This window comes from Massilia aurea (genome assembly GCF_014200505.1).
Lineage (GTDB): Bacteria > Pseudomonadota > Gammaproteobacteria > Burkholderiales > Burkholderiaceae_D > Telluria > Telluria aurea_B.
Genome location: NZ_JACHBX010000001.1, coordinates 1,750,331 through 1,769,331 on the forward strand (window position 1 = coordinate 1,750,331; position 19,001 = coordinate 1,769,331).

15 protein-coding genes are annotated in these 19,001 nt (G+C 66.8%); 3 read left to right on the top strand and 12 right to left on the bottom strand.

Going from position 1 to position 19,001, the window contains the following annotated elements:
* Nucleotides 1–7 precede the first annotated feature (7 nt).
* On the top strand, nt 8–598 hold the full coding sequence (locus tag HD842_RS07750) for a TadE/TadG family type IV pilus assembly protein (protein WP_183552856.1): 591 nt from the start codon (nt 8–10) through the stop codon (nt 596–598).
* 3 nt (nt 599–601) lie between these two features.
* Here the strand turns inward: HD842_RS07750 and HD842_RS07755 are convergent, their stop codons facing one another.
* Both HD842_RS07755 and HD842_RS07760 read right to left on the bottom strand, forming a co-directional pair.
* Nucleotides 602–2,173, bottom strand: a complete 1,572-nt coding sequence (locus tag HD842_RS07755; protein WP_183552858.1) for a TerC family protein — start codon at nt 2,171–2,173, stop codon at nt 602–604.
* Nucleotides 2,174–2,269: 96 nt separating this feature from the next.
* On the bottom strand, nt 2,270–2,635 hold the full coding sequence (locus HD842_RS07760; RefSeq protein ID WP_183552860.1) for a hypothetical protein: 366 nt from the start codon (nt 2,633–2,635) through the stop codon (nt 2,270–2,272).
* 146 nt (nt 2,636–2,781) lie between these two features.
* Here HD842_RS07760 and HD842_RS24450 point away from each other — a divergent pair, with 146 nt between their 5' ends.
* The gene (locus HD842_RS24450; protein ID WP_370660800.1) at nt 2,782–7,329 is read left to right on the top strand and encodes an AAA domain-containing protein; all 4,548 of its coding nucleotides are present in this window, start codon (nt 2,782–2,784) and stop codon (nt 7,327–7,329) included.
* On the opposite strand, the gene HD842_RS07770 is transcribed toward HD842_RS24450, so the two are convergent.
* The 9 genes from HD842_RS07770 to HD842_RS07810 form a co-directional block, all read right to left on the bottom strand.
* The gene (locus tag HD842_RS07770) at nt 7,268–8,647 is read right to left on the bottom strand and encodes a sensor histidine kinase (protein ID WP_183552862.1); all 1,380 of its coding nucleotides are present in this window, start codon (nt 8,645–8,647) and stop codon (nt 7,268–7,270) included. The genes HD842_RS24450 and HD842_RS07770 overlap by 62 nt on opposite strands.
* A gap of 8 nt (nt 8,648–8,655) precedes the next feature.
* Nucleotides 8,656–9,321, bottom strand: coding sequence for a response regulator transcription factor (locus HD842_RS07775; RefSeq protein WP_183552864.1), 666 nt, complete (start codon nt 9,319–9,321; stop codon nt 8,656–8,658).
* Nucleotides 9,322–9,343: 22 nt separating this feature from the next.
* The gene (locus HD842_RS07780) at nt 9,344–9,994 is read right to left on the bottom strand and encodes a tetratricopeptide repeat protein (RefSeq protein ID WP_183552865.1); all 651 of its coding nucleotides are present in this window, start codon (nt 9,992–9,994) and stop codon (nt 9,344–9,346) included.
* A complete protein-coding gene (locus tag HD842_RS07785) occupies nt 9,991–10,809 on the bottom strand; it encodes an SDR family oxidoreductase (protein ID WP_183552866.1) in 819 nt (272 codons plus the stop codon). The genes HD842_RS07780 and HD842_RS07785 overlap by 4 nt, the downstream gene beginning before the upstream one ends.
* Before the next feature lies 1 nt (nt 10,810).
* Entirely contained in the window at nt 10,811–11,482 is a 672-nt protein-coding gene (locus tag HD842_RS07790; RefSeq protein WP_183552867.1) for a TenA family transcriptional regulator, read from the bottom strand.
* An 11-nt stretch (nt 11,483–11,493) separates the two neighbouring features.
* Nucleotides 11,494–12,960, bottom strand: coding sequence for an AMP-binding protein (locus HD842_RS07795; protein ID WP_183552868.1), 1,467 nt, complete (start codon nt 12,958–12,960; stop codon nt 11,494–11,496).
* Nucleotides 12,941–13,561 carry a thermostable hemolysin gene (locus HD842_RS07800; protein ID WP_370660801.1) on the bottom strand — a complete coding sequence of 207 codons (621 nt, stop codon included), beginning with the start codon at nt 13,559–13,561 and terminating at the stop codon, nt 12,941–12,943. The genes HD842_RS07795 and HD842_RS07800 overlap by 20 nt, the downstream gene beginning before the upstream one ends.
* 112 nt (nt 13,562–13,673) lie before the next feature.
* Complete coding sequence (locus HD842_RS07805) at nt 13,674–14,783, bottom strand: esterase-like activity of phytase family protein (protein ID WP_183552869.1); 1,110 nt, start codon at nt 14,781–14,783, stop codon at nt 13,674–13,676.
* A gap of 84 nt (nt 14,784–14,867) precedes the next feature.
* The gene (locus HD842_RS07810) at nt 14,868–17,654 is read right to left on the bottom strand and encodes a TonB-dependent receptor (protein ID WP_183552871.1); all 2,787 of its coding nucleotides are present in this window, start codon (nt 17,652–17,654) and stop codon (nt 14,868–14,870) included.
* 518 nt (nt 17,655–18,172) lie between these two features.
* On the opposite strand from HD842_RS07810, the gene HD842_RS07815 reads away from it, so the two are divergent.
* A complete protein-coding gene (locus tag HD842_RS07815) occupies nt 18,173–18,571 on the top strand; it encodes a hypothetical protein (RefSeq protein ID WP_183552872.1) in 399 nt (132 codons plus the stop codon).
* 18 nt (nt 18,572–18,589) lie between these two features.
* Here the strand turns inward: HD842_RS07815 and HD842_RS07820 are convergent, their stop codons facing one another.
* Nucleotides 18,590–18,997 (bottom strand): H-NS histone family protein, encoded by a 408-nt coding sequence (locus HD842_RS07820; protein WP_229424630.1) that lies wholly within the window; start codon nt 18,995–18,997, stop codon nt 18,590–18,592.
* Between the last annotated feature and the right edge of the window lie 4 nt (nt 18,998–19,001).

Sequence of the window (19,001 nt, forward strand, 5' to 3'; positions counted from 1 at the left end):
ACATGACATGACCCGCCAAACGCCAACGCGGCAACGTGGTGTCGCCGCCGTCGAATTCTCCGTGGTGGCCGTGATTTTTTTCATGCTCTTTTTCGGCATCGTCGACATCATCCGGGCACTCTATATCTGCAATATCCTGCAGGAGGTGACGCGGCGCGCGACGGCGCTGGCCGTCAACACTGACTTCACCGATGCCGCGGCGATGGCGCAGGTGCGCACGCAGGCCGTGTTTCGCACGACACCCGGCATGCTTGCATTTGCCGACCCCATCTCCGACGCCCACGTCAAGATCGATTATCTGCAGATCCCGGCGACGGCCAATCCTGTCCCGATCGGGACAGCGCTGCCGGAAAGTCCCCAGCAAAACCGGATCAACTGCACGTCCAATCCCAATGCGGCCGACTGCATCCAGCTGGTCCGGGTGCGGATCTGCCTGCCCGGGGGCGCGATCGATGTCTGCGATCCGGTGCCCTACCGGACCCTCGCGTCGTTTGTCCCGTTCTCATTCAGCCTGCCCACCGCTACCACCATCGCCCGGGCTGAGACCCTGGGGATGCCGCCCGGCGTGCCAGTGCCGGCCGGCGGCGGCGGCGGGTAGCGCTTACACGTCGTCGGCTGCAGTGGTGCCAGCCACACGGGAAATCGCGACCCGCGCAATGCGGCGCTCCTCGACAGCGACGACCTCATAGCGCCAGCCATCGAGCTCGATGGCCTGGCCCGGTTCGGGCATCGACGCGAAGCGCGCCAGCAGGAAGCCGGCCAGCGACGTGTAATCGTCATCGCCCACCAGGGAATCGGTCTCGAGCACTTGTTCCAGCTGGTGCAGATCGGCCGCGCCGTCGGCTTCCCACAGGTCAGGGCCCTGCGGCCGGATCGCCAGTTGCTCGTCCTCGTCAGGGAACTCACCGGCAATCGCCTCCAGGATGTCCACCGGTGTCAGGAGGCCCTGGACGATCCCGAATTCATCCGTCACCAGCACCGGCTGGCCGTGCGCGCGCTTGAGCGTCTCCATCGCGCCCAGCACACCGGCCGTGTCGGGCAGCAGGATCGGCGCGCGCACGATGCCGCCGTCAGGCGCGGCGTCGATGCGCCCATGCAGCATCAGCGCGCTGACCAGGTCCTTGGTGCGCGCAATGCCCACCAGTTGGTCCAGCTGGCCGCGAGCGACCGGCATGCCGCTGTGGGGCGATGCCTGCAACTGGCGCAGGATGGTGTCGGCATCGTCGTCCAGGTTGACCCACGTGAGTTCCGAGCGCGGCGTCATGATCGAGCGGATCGAGCGGTCGGCCAGCGCCAGCACGCCGCTGACCATATTGCGTTCTTCGGCGCCGAACGCTTCCGGCTCGGTCACCGGTTCGTCCTGCGGTTCTGCATCGGCATCGACGTGCGCGCGCTTTTTGCCTCCCATCAGGCGCAGCACCGAATCGGCGGTGCGGTCGCGCAGTGGCACGCGCGCTTCCTGCTTCAGAAAATTGCGGCGTGCGAACTGGTTCAGCGCCTCGATCAGGATCGAGAAACCGATGGCAGCGTACAGATAGCCTTTCGGGATATGAAAGCCGAGGCCTTCGGCAACCAGCGACAGGCCGATCATCAACAGGAAGCTCAGGCACAGCACGACGACGGTCGGATGCGCATTGACGAAGCGCGTCAGCGGCTTGGAGGCCAGGATCATGACGCCGATCGAGATGATCACCGCGGCCATCATCACGTACAGGTTGTCGACCATGCCGACAGCGGTAATGACCGCATCGAGCGAGAACACGGCATCGAGCACGACGATCTGCGCGACCACGGCGCCAAAGCCCGCATACACGCGCGACTTGGTCTGCACATGCGTGACGCCTTCCATGCGTTCATGCAGTTCGACGGTGGCCTTGAACAGCAGGAACACGCCGCCCAGCAGCAGGATCAGGTCGCGGCCGGAAAACGCCATCGACCCGAGCGCAAACAGCGGCGTCGTCAGCGTGACGAGCCACGAGACGATCGTGAGCAGGCCAAGGCGCATCAGCATGGCCAGGGAGAGGCCAATCAGGCGCGCCTTGTCGCGCTGGTGCGGCGGCAGTTTGTCCGCCAGGATGGCGATGAAAATTAGATTGTCGATGCCCAGGACGATTTCCAGGACAACGAGCGTGAGCAGACCCGCCCAGATGGTGGGGTCGAATAGCCATTCCATGTGTTACCTCTTGTTTGAATCAGTGTGAAGGTGCAGCTGCATCACGCCGGAAAAGCGCGCAGCAGGGACATGCCGCAAAAGCGGCACAGGCAGGCATCACACCGCGCGCGGGGGCTTGAGCAAGGGGTGCCAGGATCGGCTGGCATGGGACGGGGATGGGGGTGCAAGCGCGCCGCCGCGCACATCGGCCAGGCGCAGCGAGAGCTCTTCGTTGATGGTGTCGTGCACGTCGGCGCCGGCCGGCGGTTCATCGGGATCGATGTCGCAACTGGTCTGGCAGTCGTAGTTGTCGGGCAGGTAGGCGTCGGCGAAGACGGGTGCGGACGTCGGCTGCACCACCGGCGCGGCGTCGGCAGCGCGCTGCGATGGCGCGGGCGGCAGCATCGCGGATGCAGCCATGGCCAGGGCAAACATGTTCAGGGGGAGCAGCAGGATCAGGCAGATGACGAATACTCGTCTCATATACAAGAGGGAACTACCGCAAAAAAGCCGGCGACCCGATCATTTTAGCATGGCCCCGCGCACGCCATTCGTGCGCGCCGCACGCATGGCAGCCCTCTTGTACAATGGCCGCCACCTTACCCACCGGCCCTGCCGGGAAGCACCCGATGCACACATCTGCCCAGCGCATGAGCGCGCTGCTCGACTATCTCGTCGAGCAGGCCAAAGACATAGACCCTTCCGCGTTCACGCTCGCGAAAGTCACCGAATTCAAGAAAACCTTTACCGACCTGGCGACGCTGCCGTGGATCGAGTTCAACGTCGAGACCGAGCAGGATGACCTGTGGCTGCGCGTGCACCGGCTCGAGTCGACATCGCCGCCGTTGCTGGCCGATCCGGCGCTGGCGCCCTATTTGCTGATTGGCGCCGACCCGTCCGGCAATCCGCCGGCGCTCAATGACGCCACGCTGGCCGATGCGCGCCATGAAGATGCCGCCCATGCCACCGATGACCAGGCGAAGCAGCGCGTCGAAGAACGCGATGCAGAGCGCCGCGCCCGTGCAGCGCAGGGGCTGGCTGCCTACCTGCCGCCGTGGCAGGAGTGGGCGGCGCGCGAGCGCCCGCGCCGCCAGGTGATCACGCTGTATGCGGACCTGTTCGCGCTGAAGGCCCGGCTCGAATCCGAAGAAGCGGCGCGCCCGCTGGAACTGGTGTGGGGCATGGGCCTGTCGTCGTGGCAGATGCGCACCCCGGCGCCTGTCGACTTCCATTACCCGCTCATCACGCAGGCGCTGGAAATCGATATCGACCCGACCTCGCACGCCATTGGCCTGCGGCCCCGCCAGCTCGACGCACACCTGGAACTCGATGCATTCGCGGCCTGCGGCGTGCCCGGGATCGGTGACGTCGAACGCGCCGCCCGCAGCCTGCTGGCCGCGCGCGGCGACAGCACACTCTCGCCGTTCGCACCCGAGATGATCGAGCCGATCCTCAAGCTGATCGCCGGCCAGGTCAGCGCCGACGCGCGCTACGACATGGCTGCCACGCAGGCGCCGCCCCCTGGCGAGCGCCTCGTCGTCACGCATGGCTGGGTAATCTTCGCCCGACCGCGCGCGACGCACTTCCTGATCGACGACATCGCGCGCCTGAAAGACCGCGTGGACGACGCTGAAGCATTGCCGGACGGGCCGCTGAGCCTTGTCACGCCGCCCGGCAGCGCGGTGCTCGAACACGAGCCGATTGCGTTTCGCGGCCTGTCCGGTGGCGCCGTCAATGCCGGCGAGCCGCGCGAGCTGTACTTCCCGCTGCCGTACAACCGCGAGCAGGAAACCATCGTCCAGCAACTGGAACGTTCGCCCGGCGTCACGGTCCAGGGCCCGCCCGGCACCGGCAAGACGCACACGATCGCCAATATCATCAGCCACTACCTGGCCTCGGGCAAACGCATCCTGGTCACGTCCAAGGGCGAGCCGGCGCTGAAGGTCTTGCAGGAGAAGATTCCCGAATCGATCCGGCCCCTGACCGTCGCCCTGCTCTCGGGTGACAAGGAAGGCATGTGCCAGTTCCAGGCGTCGATCGAAGCCATCATTCACACGCTGTCACATCTGAACCCGCAGCTCGAGACCGAGGCGATTGCCGCCTGCCGCGTCGCGCTCGACCGCGCGCACGCCGAAACCGCCGCCATCGACACCCGCATCGACGAGATCGCGCATGCCCAGCTGGCCGCCGTCAGCGTCGACGGCGTCGAGATGCGCGCGCAGAAGATGGCCGAACTGGTCATCGACGGCAGGGAGCGTTTCGGCTGGTTCGACGACGACTTGTCGCTCGCCCCGCACCACGCGCCGCCATTCGGCGACGAACAGGCGATGGGATTGCGCGAGGCGCGGCGCCGGCTCGGCGCAGATCTGGTCTACTGCAATGCGCGGCTGCCGGCAGCCGACGCCCTGCCATCGGCGCAGGCCACCGGCCGTCTGCACGACACGCTGCTGGCCATGCGCGACATCGAGCGCGACGAAGCCAGTGGCGCGCTGCCGCCGCTGCGCGCGACCACGCCCGACGTGTTCGCTGCCGCCCAGGCGTTGCAGACGGCGCTGGCCGGCGCCATTGCCACCGCCGCCGAGGTCGAGGCTTCGGGCGTCGACTGGGCGCACGCCGTGCGCCTGAAATCCCGCCAGTCGCAGTTCGTCACCGAACGCGGCGCGTTCGAGGCGCTGCTGCCCGAGATGGATGCGCTGCTGCGCGCACGCGCCGAATTCATGCAGCGCCCCGTCACGGCGCCGACCGAAGCACTCGGCAATCCAAAAGCCGTCGAGGCCATCAACCGCGCCGTCGAGACGGGCAAGCCATTCGGCCTGCTGTCATTCGGCGGCGGCGACGTCAAACAGCAAATTGCCGCGATCCGCGTAGCCGGCCTGGCGCCGGCCTCCAGCGACGACTGGGCCCACGTGCAGCGTTACGCCGCGCTGCAGAACCGCCTCCACTCGTTCGCAGTGCGCTGGAATGCCTTCGCACCCGATCTATCGCTGCCGGTCCTGGTGGCCGATGTAGCGCAACTGCGCGCCATCGAGCAGATCCTGACCACCGCCCGCGCCGCGCATGCCCAGGCAACCACGCACGACGTGCAGTTGCCGAGCCTGGCCCAGGCGGTGTTCAGCCAGCCGCCGACGAACGATCTGTTGGGCCGCGAGGCCGACCTGCTGCGCGTGCGCGACTACCTGGCGCGGCACCTGGCGCGCGCCGGTCTCGAACAGGCCCGCACCGCCATGGCCGCGCTGCGTGGCGTGCTGGCCGGCGCCGATGGCCCTGTCGGCGTGCGTCTGCGTGAGTTCGCCGGGCAGACGCTGGGCACACCTGGCCTGGCGGCCGACACGGTGGGCGCCGACTATGCGGCCCTGCTCGCGGAACTGCGCCGCATCGCTGCGCTGGCGCCCGACCTGGCCGCCGTGCGCGACCTCGCCGAACAGGTGGCGCAGCATGGCGCGGCGCGGCTGGCGACACGCTTAACGACCATCCCGGTCGACGCCCACGGCGACGACGGCGTATTCCCGGTGCGCTGGCGCGATGCCTGGACCTGGGCACGCCTCAAGAGTTACCTCGACGGCATCGATGCCCGCGACGAGATGCTGGGCCTGGCCGAGCGCCGCCACGAACTCGAACGTGGCCTGGCGCGCCTGTACGAACAACTGGTGTCGAAATCGTCCTGGCTGGCCACCCGCCGCCTGGCCGGCCAGAACGTGCTGAGTGCGCTGGAAACCTACCGCACGTCGATGCGCAAGCTGGGCAAGGGCACGGGCGTGAATGCAGGCCGCTACCGGCGCGACGCGCAGGAAGCGATGGTCAATGCGCAGGCCGCCGTGCCGTGCTGGATCATGAGCCATGCCCGCGTGTCCGAAACGCTGCCGGCCAACCTTGGCGCGTTCGATCTCGTCATTGTCGACGAGGCCAGCCAGTCCGACCTGTGGGCGCTGCCGGCCGTCTTGCGCGGCAAGCAGCTCCTGGTGGTTGGCGACGACCGCCAGGTCTCGCCCGAAGCGGGCTTTGTTTCGGCTGCCAAGATCACCGACCTGCGCCGGCGCTTTCTGGCGGGCCAGCCATTCGAAGCGGTACTCACGGCCGACATGTCGCTGTACGACATCGCCTCGACCGTGTTTGCCGCGTCGAAGGTCATGCTGCGCGAGCACTTCCGCAGCGTCGCGCCCATCATCGCCTACAGCAACCGCGTGTTCTACAAGGGCTTCATCCAGCCGCTGCGCATTCCCAAGGCGTCCGAGCGGCTCGATCCGCCGCTGATCGACGTGTTCGTGGCCAACGGATACCGCGAAAACAAGGGCCTGAACCGCCCCGAGGCCGAATTCATCGTGGCCGAAATCGATGCCATCCTGCGCGATCCGGCCTATGCCGGGCGCACGCTGGGCGTGGTGTCGCTGCTGGGGCCCGAACAGGCGCAGCTCATCGACAAGATGGTACGGTCACGCTGCGACATGGCCGAACTGGTCAAGCGCAACTTCGCCTGCGGCGACGCGCGCCTGTTCCAGGGCAGCGAGCGCGATATCATGTTCCTGTCGATGGTCGCCGACAGCAAGCAGCACCACGCGCTGTCCGGCGTGCAGTTCGACCAACGCTTCAACGTCGCCGCCTCGCGCGCGCGCGACCGCATGTACCTCGTGCGCTCGGTGAAGCTCGAAGAACTGTCGACGCTCGACTTGCGCCGCACGCTGGTCGAACACTTCGCCAAGCCACTCGAATCCAATGAAGAAGCCACGAGCCTGATCGAGCTGTGCGAATCCGGTTTCGAGCGCGATGTGTACACGGAGTTGTTCGAGCGCGGCTACCGCGTCATTCCGCAAGTGCCGGCGGCCGGCTACCGCATCGATATGGTGGTGGAAGGCGCGCACGACCGGCGCCTGGCGATCGAGCTCGATGGCGACGACTTCCACGGGCCGGACCGGTGGCAGGCCGACATGGGCCGCCAGCGCGTGCTAGAACGCGCCGGCTGGACCTTCTGGCGCTGCTTCGCGTCGACCTGGTCGCTGCAGCGCGCGACGATCCTGGCCGAGCTGCTGGCGCGCCTGGCGGCGATGGGGATCGAGCCGCTCGGGGCCATGGCGCGCACGCCGCAGCTGGTTGAATACCGCGAATGGGGACGCGACGCGCTTACCGAGGAAACGCCACCGTTACCACACAGCCTTGACCATCTACCTTCCGGGCAATCATGACCGTGGCCCCGTGCTGGTCGGCGATCTGGCGCACGATGCTCAGGCCAAGACCAGCTCCCGACTTGCCACCGGGCCGCAGCCGGTAATAGGGACGGAACACGTTTTCCGTTTCTTCGTCCGGCACCGGGTCGCCATCGTTGGATACGCGCAGCAGGCATTGGCCCTCGCTGCAGTCGATGGCCACGTCGATGTCCCCGCGCGCCAGGCCATGCCGGGACGCGTTTTCGATCAGGTTGCGCAGCAGTTGCTGCAGCCGGTACGGGTCGCCCTGCACGCTGCAATCGTGCGTGGCGGACAAGCCGAGTGACTGGCCGCGCCGGTCGAGCAAGGGTTCCTGCAGCGCCATCACGTCGCGGCAGACTTCGGCCAGCGAAACCTGGCGCTGCAACTGCATGTCGGTGCCGGACGCAAGCCGGCTGAAGGTCAGCAGCTGCTCGGCCAGCTGCGTCGTGCGCTCGAGCGCCCCCACCGCCTCGCCAAGCGACGCATCGCACTCGGCCTGATTGGCCGCGCGCAGCGCGTTCTGCACATGCAGCTGCACCGCCGCAATCGGCGTGCGGATCTCGTGCGCCGCCGCATCGATGAATTGCTGTTCGCGCTCGAACGCCGCAGCCACCCGCTGCAACAGGCTGTTGAGTTCATCGACCACCGGCGCCAGCTCGCGTGGCAAATCCGGCAGTTCGACGGGCGCAAGCGACTCCGGCTCGCGCCGGGCGATGGCATCGGCCAGCGTGCGCAGCGGCGCCAGGTTCGTCGCCAGCACCAGGTTGACCGCCAGCACCAGCAGGATGCCGCCGATGATGACGGGCGCCAGCACCGATGCGCCGAGCTGCTCGACCATCTCTTCGCGCACCTCGTCCTTCTCGGCCACAACCACCCACACATGGCCCGATTTGAGCGCAAACACCTGCCACAGGGTCTCGCCCAGCAGCTTGCTGGTATAGCCTGCCGCCAGGGGCCCGAGCGGCGCTTCCGGCGCCGACGCCGAGCGGGCCAGCAGGCGCCCGTCGGCGTTCCAGACCTGGAAGGCGATCTTGTGTTCGTACGGGTGGCCATATGGCGTCGGGCCGCCCGAGTAGCCGAGCTGCTGCGGAATCGGGATCACGATGGGCGCGCCGATGGTGGCCGTCTCGAGCTGGTGGGCCGCCAGCGTTTCGAGCACGCGCGCCGAACTGGCCAGGCGGGCGCTGAAGAATTCTTCGGACTCATGACCGGCGAACCAGTGGGCAGCCAGCGAGATACCCCCTAGGATCAGGAGCATGCACGCCATCGTGCGCACGATCAGGCGCCGGCGGATCGAATAGCGGCGACCGCTCATGCGGCCGCTCATGTAGCCAGATTCCCGATGCGGTAGCCAAGCCCGCGCACTGTCTTGATGAGGTCAGGGTCGGTCTTGCGCCGCACATGGTGCACGTAGACGTCGATGGCATTGCTGGCCACGCCCTCGCCCCAGCCGTACAGCGACGCTTCGAGTTCGCTGCGGGTAAACACCTTGTTGGGCTGCTCGACGAGCCGCCGGAGCAGCATGAATTCGCGGTGCTGCAGATCGATCGGCTGGTTTTTCCAGCTGACCGCCATGCCCGCAAGATCCAGCGCCAGGTCGCCAAAGCGCAGCTGGTTGACCGACAGGCCGGCGCGGCGCCGTTCCAGTACCCTCACGCGTGCCAGCAGTTCATCGACATCGAACGGCTTGATCAGGTAATCGTCGGCGCCCAGGTCGAGCGCGACGATCCGGTCGCGCACCGCATCGCGCGCCGACAGCACCAGCACCGGCACGGCATTGCCGGCGCGCCGCACCCGGGCCAGCACATCGATGCCGTCCAGGCGCGGCAGGCCGAGGTCGAGGATGGCCAGGTCGAACGCATTGTGTTCCAGCGCGGCGACCGCTGCCACGCCATCACCCACATGCTCGACCGTGTAACACGCCCGCCCCAGGGCGAGCTTCAGGCCCGAAGCCAGCGATTCATCATCTTCGACAAGTAGTATTCGCATCCCGCGCGTCTCCAGCAGCTTGTTATTTGCGCTTGGCCGCGACCTGCGCCAGCAACGCTTCGGCTTCGGCACGCCGGCCTGCATCGGCCAGCTTGCGGCCAGGCCGCGCCGGCGCCTGCAGCGCCTTGCGCAGGCAGCGCTCGGCGCCGGCAAAGTCACCCTGACGGTATAAAAAGTCGCCCAGGAAGTAGTTGGCGTCGATCCCGTCCGGGTTCAGCACCAGCCCCTGCTGCAGGTACTCGCGCGCCTTGTCCTTGTCGCCAAAGCCGATCGGCCATCCCGGCACCTGATAATACAGGCTCCCGAGGCTCGTGTACGCAGAACCGCCCAACGCCTTCGGGTCGGCCTGCAGCGCCGCTTCGAAATCCTTCTTCGCTGTTTTGGCCAGGCCCAGCGCGCCCAGACCGCCCTTGGCGCCGGCGTGGCTGGCCACGACAATGCCATGCCAGATCAGCACGCCGGCGCTGTCGGGATAGCGTGACAGGACCGTGTCCGCTTCGGCGCTCAGCGCCTCGAATGCGCGCTCCTGCCCACCGGCGGGCGCGCCGTACTTCACTTGTTCCCAGCGTTGTTGCAGGGTACTGACGGCGTCGTCGGCGGGTGCGGCCAGGGCGACGTTGAAGGCTGCCATGCCCAATACGAATGTGGTGAGTGTGCGATGCGATAATTTCATGATGACCTCGGTTGTGCGCGCCGGACAGGCGCCGGCATATGTTTGCGAATGACAGGCAACTGGCCGCGGATGGCCCGGTCGGGCAAGCCCGGCAGCAGGTGGTTGAGCAGGACCAGCAGCGCTTCCTTCAGCCCCGGCTTGTGCTCCCACGCCGAGCCTTCGATGAACGCGCATAGCTGGCGCGCCACATCGGCCGGCTCGTCCAGCGCCACGCCCATCTCGGCATTCATCGCCTCGACCGGGCCGGCATTGATCGGCGTGCGGGTCGCGCGCGGGATGAAGTGCCGCACCTCGACCCCGGTATCGGCCAGTTCGCGCCGAAGCGCCTGCGTGAAACCACGCAGGCCAGCCTTGCTCGCGCAGTAGCCGGCAAACCCGGGGTAGCCCAGATAGCCGAACAGCGAGCCGACATTGATGACCTGCGCGCTCGTTGCGTTGCGCAGTTGCGGCAGCAGACGCTGCGTGAGCAGCATCGGCGCGAGCAGGTTTACCTCGAGCAGGTTGCGCAGCGCCGCCGGATCCTGGCTCTGGAACGCATGGAAGTCATTGATGCCGGCGTTGTTGATCAACAGATTGACGCCACCCAGCTCGTTCGCTGCTGCGACCACGGCATCGAGCGTCGCTGCTTGCGTGGCGTCGCCCACGACGATCCGCACCAGATGCGGTCCAAGCCGTGCACGCAGCGTCTCGAGCACGCCGCGGTTGCGGCCAACGAGCACCATCGATGTGCAGTACGGCGCCAGGGCCACCGCAAGCGCCTGGCCGATGCCCCCGCTCGCGCCGGTCAGGACCAGCCGCCATTTCATGTGCGCCATGCTAGACCCCGGCCAGGCTGGCGCTGCGCTGCGGCAGGCTGCGGAAGATGTCGCCGTACAAGCGATACATCATGCGCGCGCTGTGGATGATCGCGTCGCGATCGGCGGCCCGCTCGACCCGGTTCATCAGGCTCACGAAGAACGCGACATGGGCCAGGTCGAGACTGCCGTGCGACGTCAGGTAGCTGAACGCGGCATCCGGCAGATCCAGGCGCAGCTGGATGGTCTGCGCGGCCTGCGTCGCCAGCGCGGTGCTGGTGCCTTCCAGCACGTGCACCATGCCGAAAAAGCCGATCGGGTTGCCGCGGTCGACCCCGTGGTAGGCATAGGCCACCATCAGTTCGGTCGCCGGCAGCGGCTTTGAGTCGCGCGCCAGCTTCGGATCGCCGCCACAGGCGGCGATATCGGACAGAATCCACTCCTCGTGGCCGATTTCTTCTTCGATGTATTCGGCGATGGCCTGGCGCAGCCACCCTTGCTCGTCACCCAGCCGGCTGCCGCATGCCATCATCAAAGGGACCGTGTGCTTCACGTGGTGATAGGCCTGCGTCAGGAAGGCCACGTACTGGGCCAGGTCGATGTCGCCCGTCAGTGCCTGCCCGATCAGCGGCGTGCCAAGCAGTTGCTGACGCTGGGGTTCGGTGTGCTGGCACAGGATGTCGTAGAACTGCATACATTGCTCCTTCAGGACTGGTAAATTTGTTCGATGTGCGCCGCGCAGCGCAAGCGCGCCGTGTCGCGCCGCAGGCGTCCATTGACGGTCGCAGTGCCATCGGCTTCGCTGAACGGCGCGGTACGGAACCACGCGCCGATGCGGGCATAATCGGGCAACTCCTGGTTGACCCGTTCGACGGCGGCGTCGATCACCGCATCCGGCGCATCCGCCTGCAGCGGCACGATGGCCGCCGCCAGGTAAGCGCGCGCGTCGCCGACCACCATCGCCTGGGCCATGACGCCCGTGCCGAGCAACAGCGACTCGGGCCACTCGGGCGACACGTTGCGCCCGTAGGCGGTGACCAGCACATTGTTCTTGCGCCCGTCGATGTACAGGTAGCCGTCGGCATCGAGATGGCCGATGTCGCCGGTGCCCAGCCAGGTGTCCTGGCCAGGCGCGTGGTCTCCGGAAGCCTGGCCCAGATAGCCCGCCATGACGCCGCCGCCGACTTCGATTTCGCCATCCGGCGCGATGCGCACGCTGCGATTGGGGAGCGGCTTGCCGGCGCTGCCGATCCGCGCCTGCCCCGGCAGATTGAGCGACACGACGGAACCGCACTCAGACAAGCCGTAGCCTTCGTACACGGGGAACCCCCTGGCCTGCGCCGCCTCGATCAGCGCCTTGGGCGTTCTTGCCCCACCGACGGCGATGAACTTGAGACTGGCAATGCGTGGATCGTCCGGCCGTACCGCGGCCACCAGCGCCTGCAACATTTGCGGCAACAGGATCACGCTCTCGGCGCGCGTGGCGGCGATGGCGGCAAGACAGACACCGGGGTCGAACGACGCCGCGCCGCGCAGGCCGGTCATGGCCAGCGGCAGGCTGATATTGCGCGCGCCCGACAGCATGGCCGTATAGGTACCGGCGATGTTTTCAAGCAGGACCGACAGCGGCAGCAGATTCAGATGGCGCCGGATGTTCAGGCCGGCCAGCGCGTCGGCCAGCACCTGTGCCAGCGCCCACTGCTGGCTGGAACCCAGGCACACGCCTTTCGGCTGGGCCGTGGTGCCCGACGTGAACGTCACTTTCTGCACGCCGGGCGGCACGGTGCCGGGCAGCCTGGCGCCCGCATACAGTGACAAGGCGCCGGGCGTGGCGACCGCCGTGGTGTAGCCCAGCGCGCCGGCCAGCGCCGCATCGACGCAGAACAGGCCATCGACGGCGGCCTGCGTCAGCGCGTGGCGCCACTGGGGCGGCGTGAAGAACGACGGCAGCGGCACCAGCGTCATGCCTGCTTCGTGCACGGCCAGGTCGATGGCGATCCATTCGGGACCGTTGTCGGCCAGGATCGCCAGCGCAGCGCCCGGGCGGAACGTCGCGCGCAGCATCTGCGCCAGCGCTTCGACACGCTCGATCAGCACGCTGGCGCTCCAGCTGCCGTGCGCGCCTTCCAGCACGGCGCCGCTTGCGGGGAGATTAGCGCGCCAGTTGATCATGACCGAATCCAATATTGCCGAACATGACTTGCGGATGGGTCGCGTAATAGCTGCCCCATGCCCCCTGCGCCTGCCCCAGGCGCGCCGGGTCGGCGTCCGCCAGCACCGACGGCGCCAGCCGCAGCCGTGCAAATGAATTGAGCAGTGCGCGCGTGGCGGTGAACGTGACCCAGACCAGGCCCTGGCAATGCAGCTGGTGCGTCATGGCCACGATCAGGGCGCGCGCGGCGCCCGCATCGGTACTGGCCAGGTTGCCCACTTCAACGATGCTGCCGCGTGCGACCGGCCGGCCGGTGCGCGCGCCGATTTCGGTTTCGACCGGGCCGTCCAGATAATGTTCGAGAAACAGCCGGCCTTCGCCCGCCAGCGAATAACCGAGCGCTGCCACCCAGCGCCCGGCGCTGTCGCGACGGCCGGCGAGCGTATGGCAGAAATGCAGCAAGGTGGCGCCGTAGACGCGGGCAAACTCGGCAGCGATGAAGGCTTCGAGCGATGCGCGTTCCGGATGGTCCGGCGCCACGAGTTCAAGAGTGCGCCCGGCCCCGGTTGCGGCGGGTGGCGTGGCGCTGGCGCGAGTCGCGCATGGCATGGTGGTCGACACTGGTCACTCCTTTTGTTGTTCCCATGGCGAAACTTATGGGGGCAACATTAAGGCCAGATTAATCGAACAGGGTAGTGCGGAGAGTCAGCGGGACAGTGCCCGTGGCCGGTGCTTAGCGCCAGGTGCTGTCGGCCCCCGCATCGAAGACGAGAAAGCGCGACGGCCCATCCCTGAAATTATTATCCGAGGCGATCACCAGCGAACGGTGGCCATTGGCCAGCCTGGGTCCCCATGCCATCGCCTCGTAATTGTCGGACCACGCAGCCGGCAGCTGCGCGTTGCCCAGCAACTGGCGTTTGACGGCCGGCCGCACGCCAGCGGCAATCGGCGCGTCGGGATCGAGCATGGTGGCGCCCTGCAGGTCGACGTCATACAGGCGCACATCGAACGTAAAATCCTGCGCCGTCTGGCGGCCGGCGCGCTCGATTACCAGCAGGCGGCGCGGCCCGATGGCCAGGATCTCGGCAATGCCGTTTTCGCTGTAACCGCCCGGGCGGCCCGGCGGCAACACCGGCTCGAGCCGGTATGCGTACTGCGCCAGGATGCGGCCCTGCCGGTCCAGCAGACTCAATCGCGTGAGCGCGCCCTCGCCCGGCGCCGACGCCTGGCCGTCCTGGATCAGCGCACCTTCCATCGCCAGCCACAGGTGGTGGCCATCGGCACTGAAGCTCAAGCCCTCCGGCCCCGCATTGCTGCGCCCACCGGCTTCTTCATCGGGCTGGATCTGCAGCGCTGGGGGAAATGGCGGCGCGCCCAGGGGCGCGCCATCCATGCCGGTGCGGGCCAACAGCATCGGCGAACGCGCGGCGCGATCGCCTTCGCCGGCAAACCAGAGACTGCGCTCCAGTGGATCGATGCGCAGCGTCTCCAGGTCGGCCACCTGCCCGGGCTCGCCGCGCCGCGCATACGGCGCGCCGCCAGCCTGCACCAGCGGCTGCATGCCGGTGATCTGCACGCCCGCGACACGTTGCGTGTCGTAGTCGATGCGGGCGCGATAGAAACGCGTCGGGCCATGCACGCCCCGATCGTCGCTGATGATGAGCCATTGTCTGGTCACGCTGTCGTAATCGATGCCGGACAAGCCACCGACGCGTGTCTCGCCGACGCGCATGTCACCCGCCAGTTGCGCGGTGCCGATCAGGCGCAGGTTGGGAGAATGCGTGCTGCAGGCAACGAGCAGCAGCGCAGCAGATATGGCGAAAAGCCGGCGAATGAAGGTCATGGCGGTCTGAGAAAATTCCGGCGTATTCGCCGGCAAACGGCCATTATCCCTCAAGCGCCGGCCTTGCCGCCAGCCCGCCCTGCCTTACATCCTGAAGCGCAGGCTCACGCCATACGTCGTCGGGTTGTAGCGGATATCGCGCGGCTGGTATTGGCCCAGCGCGCTTTCATACTTGGTGCGCGTCAGGTTGATGGCATCAAATTGCAGCGACAAGTTGTCGTTGATTTCGTAGCCGATGCTCAGGTCGACGAAGGTCGCGGCCTTGACCACGCGGTCCTGACCAAACGGCGCTTCGGCGATCTGCTCGACATAATCGCCCCGGCGCGTGGCGGCCAGGCGGCCGGTGAAGCCGCTGCCTTCGTACAGCAGCGCAAAGTTGTAGCTCTGGCGCGAGACGCCGGTGAGCGCCGTCGTCGTGAACTGGTCGCTGTCGAACGCGGTGCGCGACTGGTTGTCGCCATCGATGTACGTGGCATTGAACTGCGCACCCAGGCCGCTCCAGGCGCCCGGCAAAAAGTCGGCAAACTTCTGGATGCCGAATTCGGCGCCGCGCAGACGGCCCTTGCCGGAATTTTGCGGGCGCGTCACGCGGTACAGCTGGCCGTCGATGGTTTCATCCTGCGTGAAGCTTTGCTGGTAACCCTTGATGTCGCGGTGAAACAGCGCGATCTGCGCGTAACCATTCTTCTTGAAATAGTACTCCAGCGTGGCATCGAGATTGGTCGACTTGGTCGGCTCCAGCAGCGGGTTGCCCGCGCCGCCGCTGCCCGCCACGTTGACCGTCGGCGCAATCAAGGACAGCGACGGATTGAGCGCGCCGAACTCGGGCCGTGTGATCGTCTTGCCGACCGACAGGTGCGACTGCAGGTTATCGCGCCAGCCGATCGTCGCCGTGGCGCTCGGCAGCACATTGGTTTCCGACGTCGACTGGTCGATGTCGGTAATCACGTCGCCAATGCGGCTCTGGCCGCGCAAGTCGCGGTTCACGCGCACGACGCGCACGCCGGCTTTGCTCTTGATGCCCACACCGGCGATCTCGTGGTCCCAACGCCCCGCCGCATACAGCGTGACATTTTTTTCCTGCTGGTCGAACGCGCGCGCCGGGTCTTCGGCAATGCGCCCGCTGGCCAGGCCATAACCGTTGCGCACGGCGTCAGCCTGGTCGATCAGGAAGTCAGCCGACGGCGCGCTCCAGGCGCCGCCCAGGCGGTCCAGCCCCGGCACCAGGTGCTGGAAGGCCGGGCCGAAGGCGCCGATTGGCGTCGGCCGAGCGCCGGTAAAGTCGGCATGGCCTTCGGCGCCGTGGTAGCTGGCCTTGCGCGACGACAGCCGCACGCCGCCCAGTAAAGCACGGAAGGCACCGTCGCCCGGCATCCGGTAGACGGCGTCGGTACGCCATTGCAGCTGGGTGCCGGCCTGCTCGTTCCAGTTCTGCACCATCCCGCGCAGCACATAGGCATTCGGGTCTTGCAGCACATTGGCGTTGCCGCCCTTGCTGATGGCATTGAAGCCGCCATGGCCGTCGGCGCCATACGCGTACACATTGGCGCTCACGCCAGGCGCCTGCTGGTCGACGATCAGCGTGTCGTTGACGAATTTCGAGCGCGTGTAGCCCACCTGCGACTCGACCGACAGCGGGCCCTCGAGGTACTTCAGGCCCAAGTTGAGGTAATGCGTGGCGGTGCGTTCGTTCTGGCCCCAGGTGCTGGTGGCCGTGTACGGCTCCCAGTCGTTGGCGCCGCCGAACTGCGCGGCCGGCGCGGTCGCCGACAGGATCGGGCAGATGACGCCCAGCGACGTCGCGCAGCCATTGGACTGCTGGCCCAGCGTCACGCCGCTCAGGCGCGGGGCCGAACCGACATTCGAAAACACGTAGTTGACGGCGTTGCGACCCTGGTAGCCCATGCCCAGGTATTGCGCGGTGGCCGTTGTACGCGGATTGATCTTCCACTGGAAGGCGCCGTGCACGCTCTGGCGTTCGCGCGCGCCTTCGTTGTAGGTGCCGCCGATATGCGGCAACTGGCCCAGCACCTCGCCAGGGGCGAGCGGTGCAAACGGCGCCGATTCGCCCAGGCGCGTGGCGCTGCCGTCGGGGCGCACCGAGAACACGTTGGATGGACGGTCGTTGTACTGCACCGGATAGGCCCAGTTGTCGCGGTTGACGGCGACGTCGAACAGCGCGCCCATCTCGCCGAAATCGGTGTCCCAGCGGTTGCTGACCAAAAAGCCGCCGCCCGGGCTGTGCTTGTCGGCCGTATTGCCGCTGCCGTTGATCTGGTTGACGCGATCTTCGACATAGCCGGTGGCCACGAAGCCCTTGGCGTCGAACGGCGCGCGCAGGCGGATATTCACGGCGCCGGCGATGCCGCCTTCGAACTGGTTCGCGGTGGCGGATTTGTAGACTTCCATGCCGCCGATCGACTGCACCGGCAAATCCTGGTACGCCAGGCGGCGCCCGGCGGCAGTGAAGATCTCGTTGCCGTCGAGGGTCGTGGCGACGTCGGGCAAGCCGCGGATGGTGACGTTGCTGGTCTCGCCGCGATCGCGCCCGACCTGCACGCCCGCCACGCGCTGCAGCGCATCGCCCGCATGGCGGTCGGGGAACTTGCCGATATCGTCGGCGTTGATCGCATCGACCACCTGCGCCGCATCGCGCTTGATGTCCTCGGCCGAGCGCAGGCTCTGGCGCAGGCCCGTGACCTTGATGACGGTGGGCGCGACCGGTGCTGCCTGGGTTGCATCAGCAGGTGCTTCCGGCGCCTGGGGTGCCGGGGCCGGCGAGTCGGTGACGGCCTGCGCGAACGCTGGTGCGCCATACGAGGACAACAGCATGATGGCGGCACATACCGGCGTGAGGTTCAAACGGCGCATTCGTTCTCCTGGAGTCTGCATGGATCGGGCGTGCCGCGAACGGCGGCGCCTGAAATGTGTCTTCATAACGCAGCATGATGCAATCCAGTTGACATAAATACACCAGAAAAATTTTTCCTCGGATTGACTCGTCGGTGAAATGTGGGAATGTGCGAATAATTAACGCACGGCGCTGACTATACTTGGTGAATATGTACTCACGTCCGCCATCGTTGTCATCTTCCGAGAATCGCGTCCTGGGCATCGGCGTCGCCATGTTGCTGCACGCCGCCTTTCTGGCCGCATGGCAGGCAAGCCGCCAACGAGCGCCTGACGAAGAGCGACAGGCGGTCTTCACACAGTGGATCCAGGTGCCTGACAGCAGGCCGCAGCCAGCCACACGCGATGTCCGCGTTTCCGCGGAACGCAGGCGCGCAGCGGTCGTTGCACCAGCCGCCCGCCTTGGCGAGGCGATAGCTTCGGGCATCCAACGGCCCACCGCCGAGCCAAACGTTGCTCTGCCAGCCGGTGGTCCTGACGTGACGCCTGTTGAAGGGAGCGCGCGACTGAGCGTCGAGCAAGCCCTACGCGAAGCAGGTGCCATCGAGCGCACGCTGCGCAAGAGCAGCAAGGCGTATATCGTCGCGCCACCGGACAGCCCGCAGATCCGCATGGCGCGCGGGTTTGCAGAAGCGGCGGCAGTCGCGCCGGGCCGCTGGTACGAAGCGCCCAAGATCGTTGAACTCGTCAATGACGGCGGCGACGGCGCACGACGCACGCGCGTTGTCACGGCTGGCGGTATCTATTGCATCACCGAGCGCTCCCCGGCGACGAGCATCGACATGATCGAAAAATTCGGCAAGCAGAGAATCACGAACTGCGGGCATGAACACGAGCAGCCTGTCAATGCCCAGGAATGGCGTACTGCGCGCGATTGACGCTGACCGGGCCGCCGGTCAAGCCGACGTCTTGATGTCCTCGAGCGACTTGCCGGCGGCAAGCCATGCCTTGACCCAGGCCGGTTGACGGCCGCGACCGCTCCATTGCTGGGCAGGATCGTCGGGGTTGGTGTAGCTGACGGCGGCGGCGCCTGACTTTCCTGATCCCGGCGCTTTGATCGCCAGTACCTGTTTCTCGGTCAGGCCGGCATTGCGGGCGATGTGGAGGATCTGTTCGCGCGCCTTGCTGATATTGAGGAAATGGTGGGTTTTGAGCGCATCGTTGACCTGTTCTTCAAGTGCGCGAAGTTTGGCCAGCGAATATTTGGAGAGGTCTTGCATGGTTGCAGGTTGCTTTAAGGTGAGTGAAAACAGCACCCTACCATGCCGGGCCACCTGTTGGCGAACCGATCGGATGCTGCTCATCGTT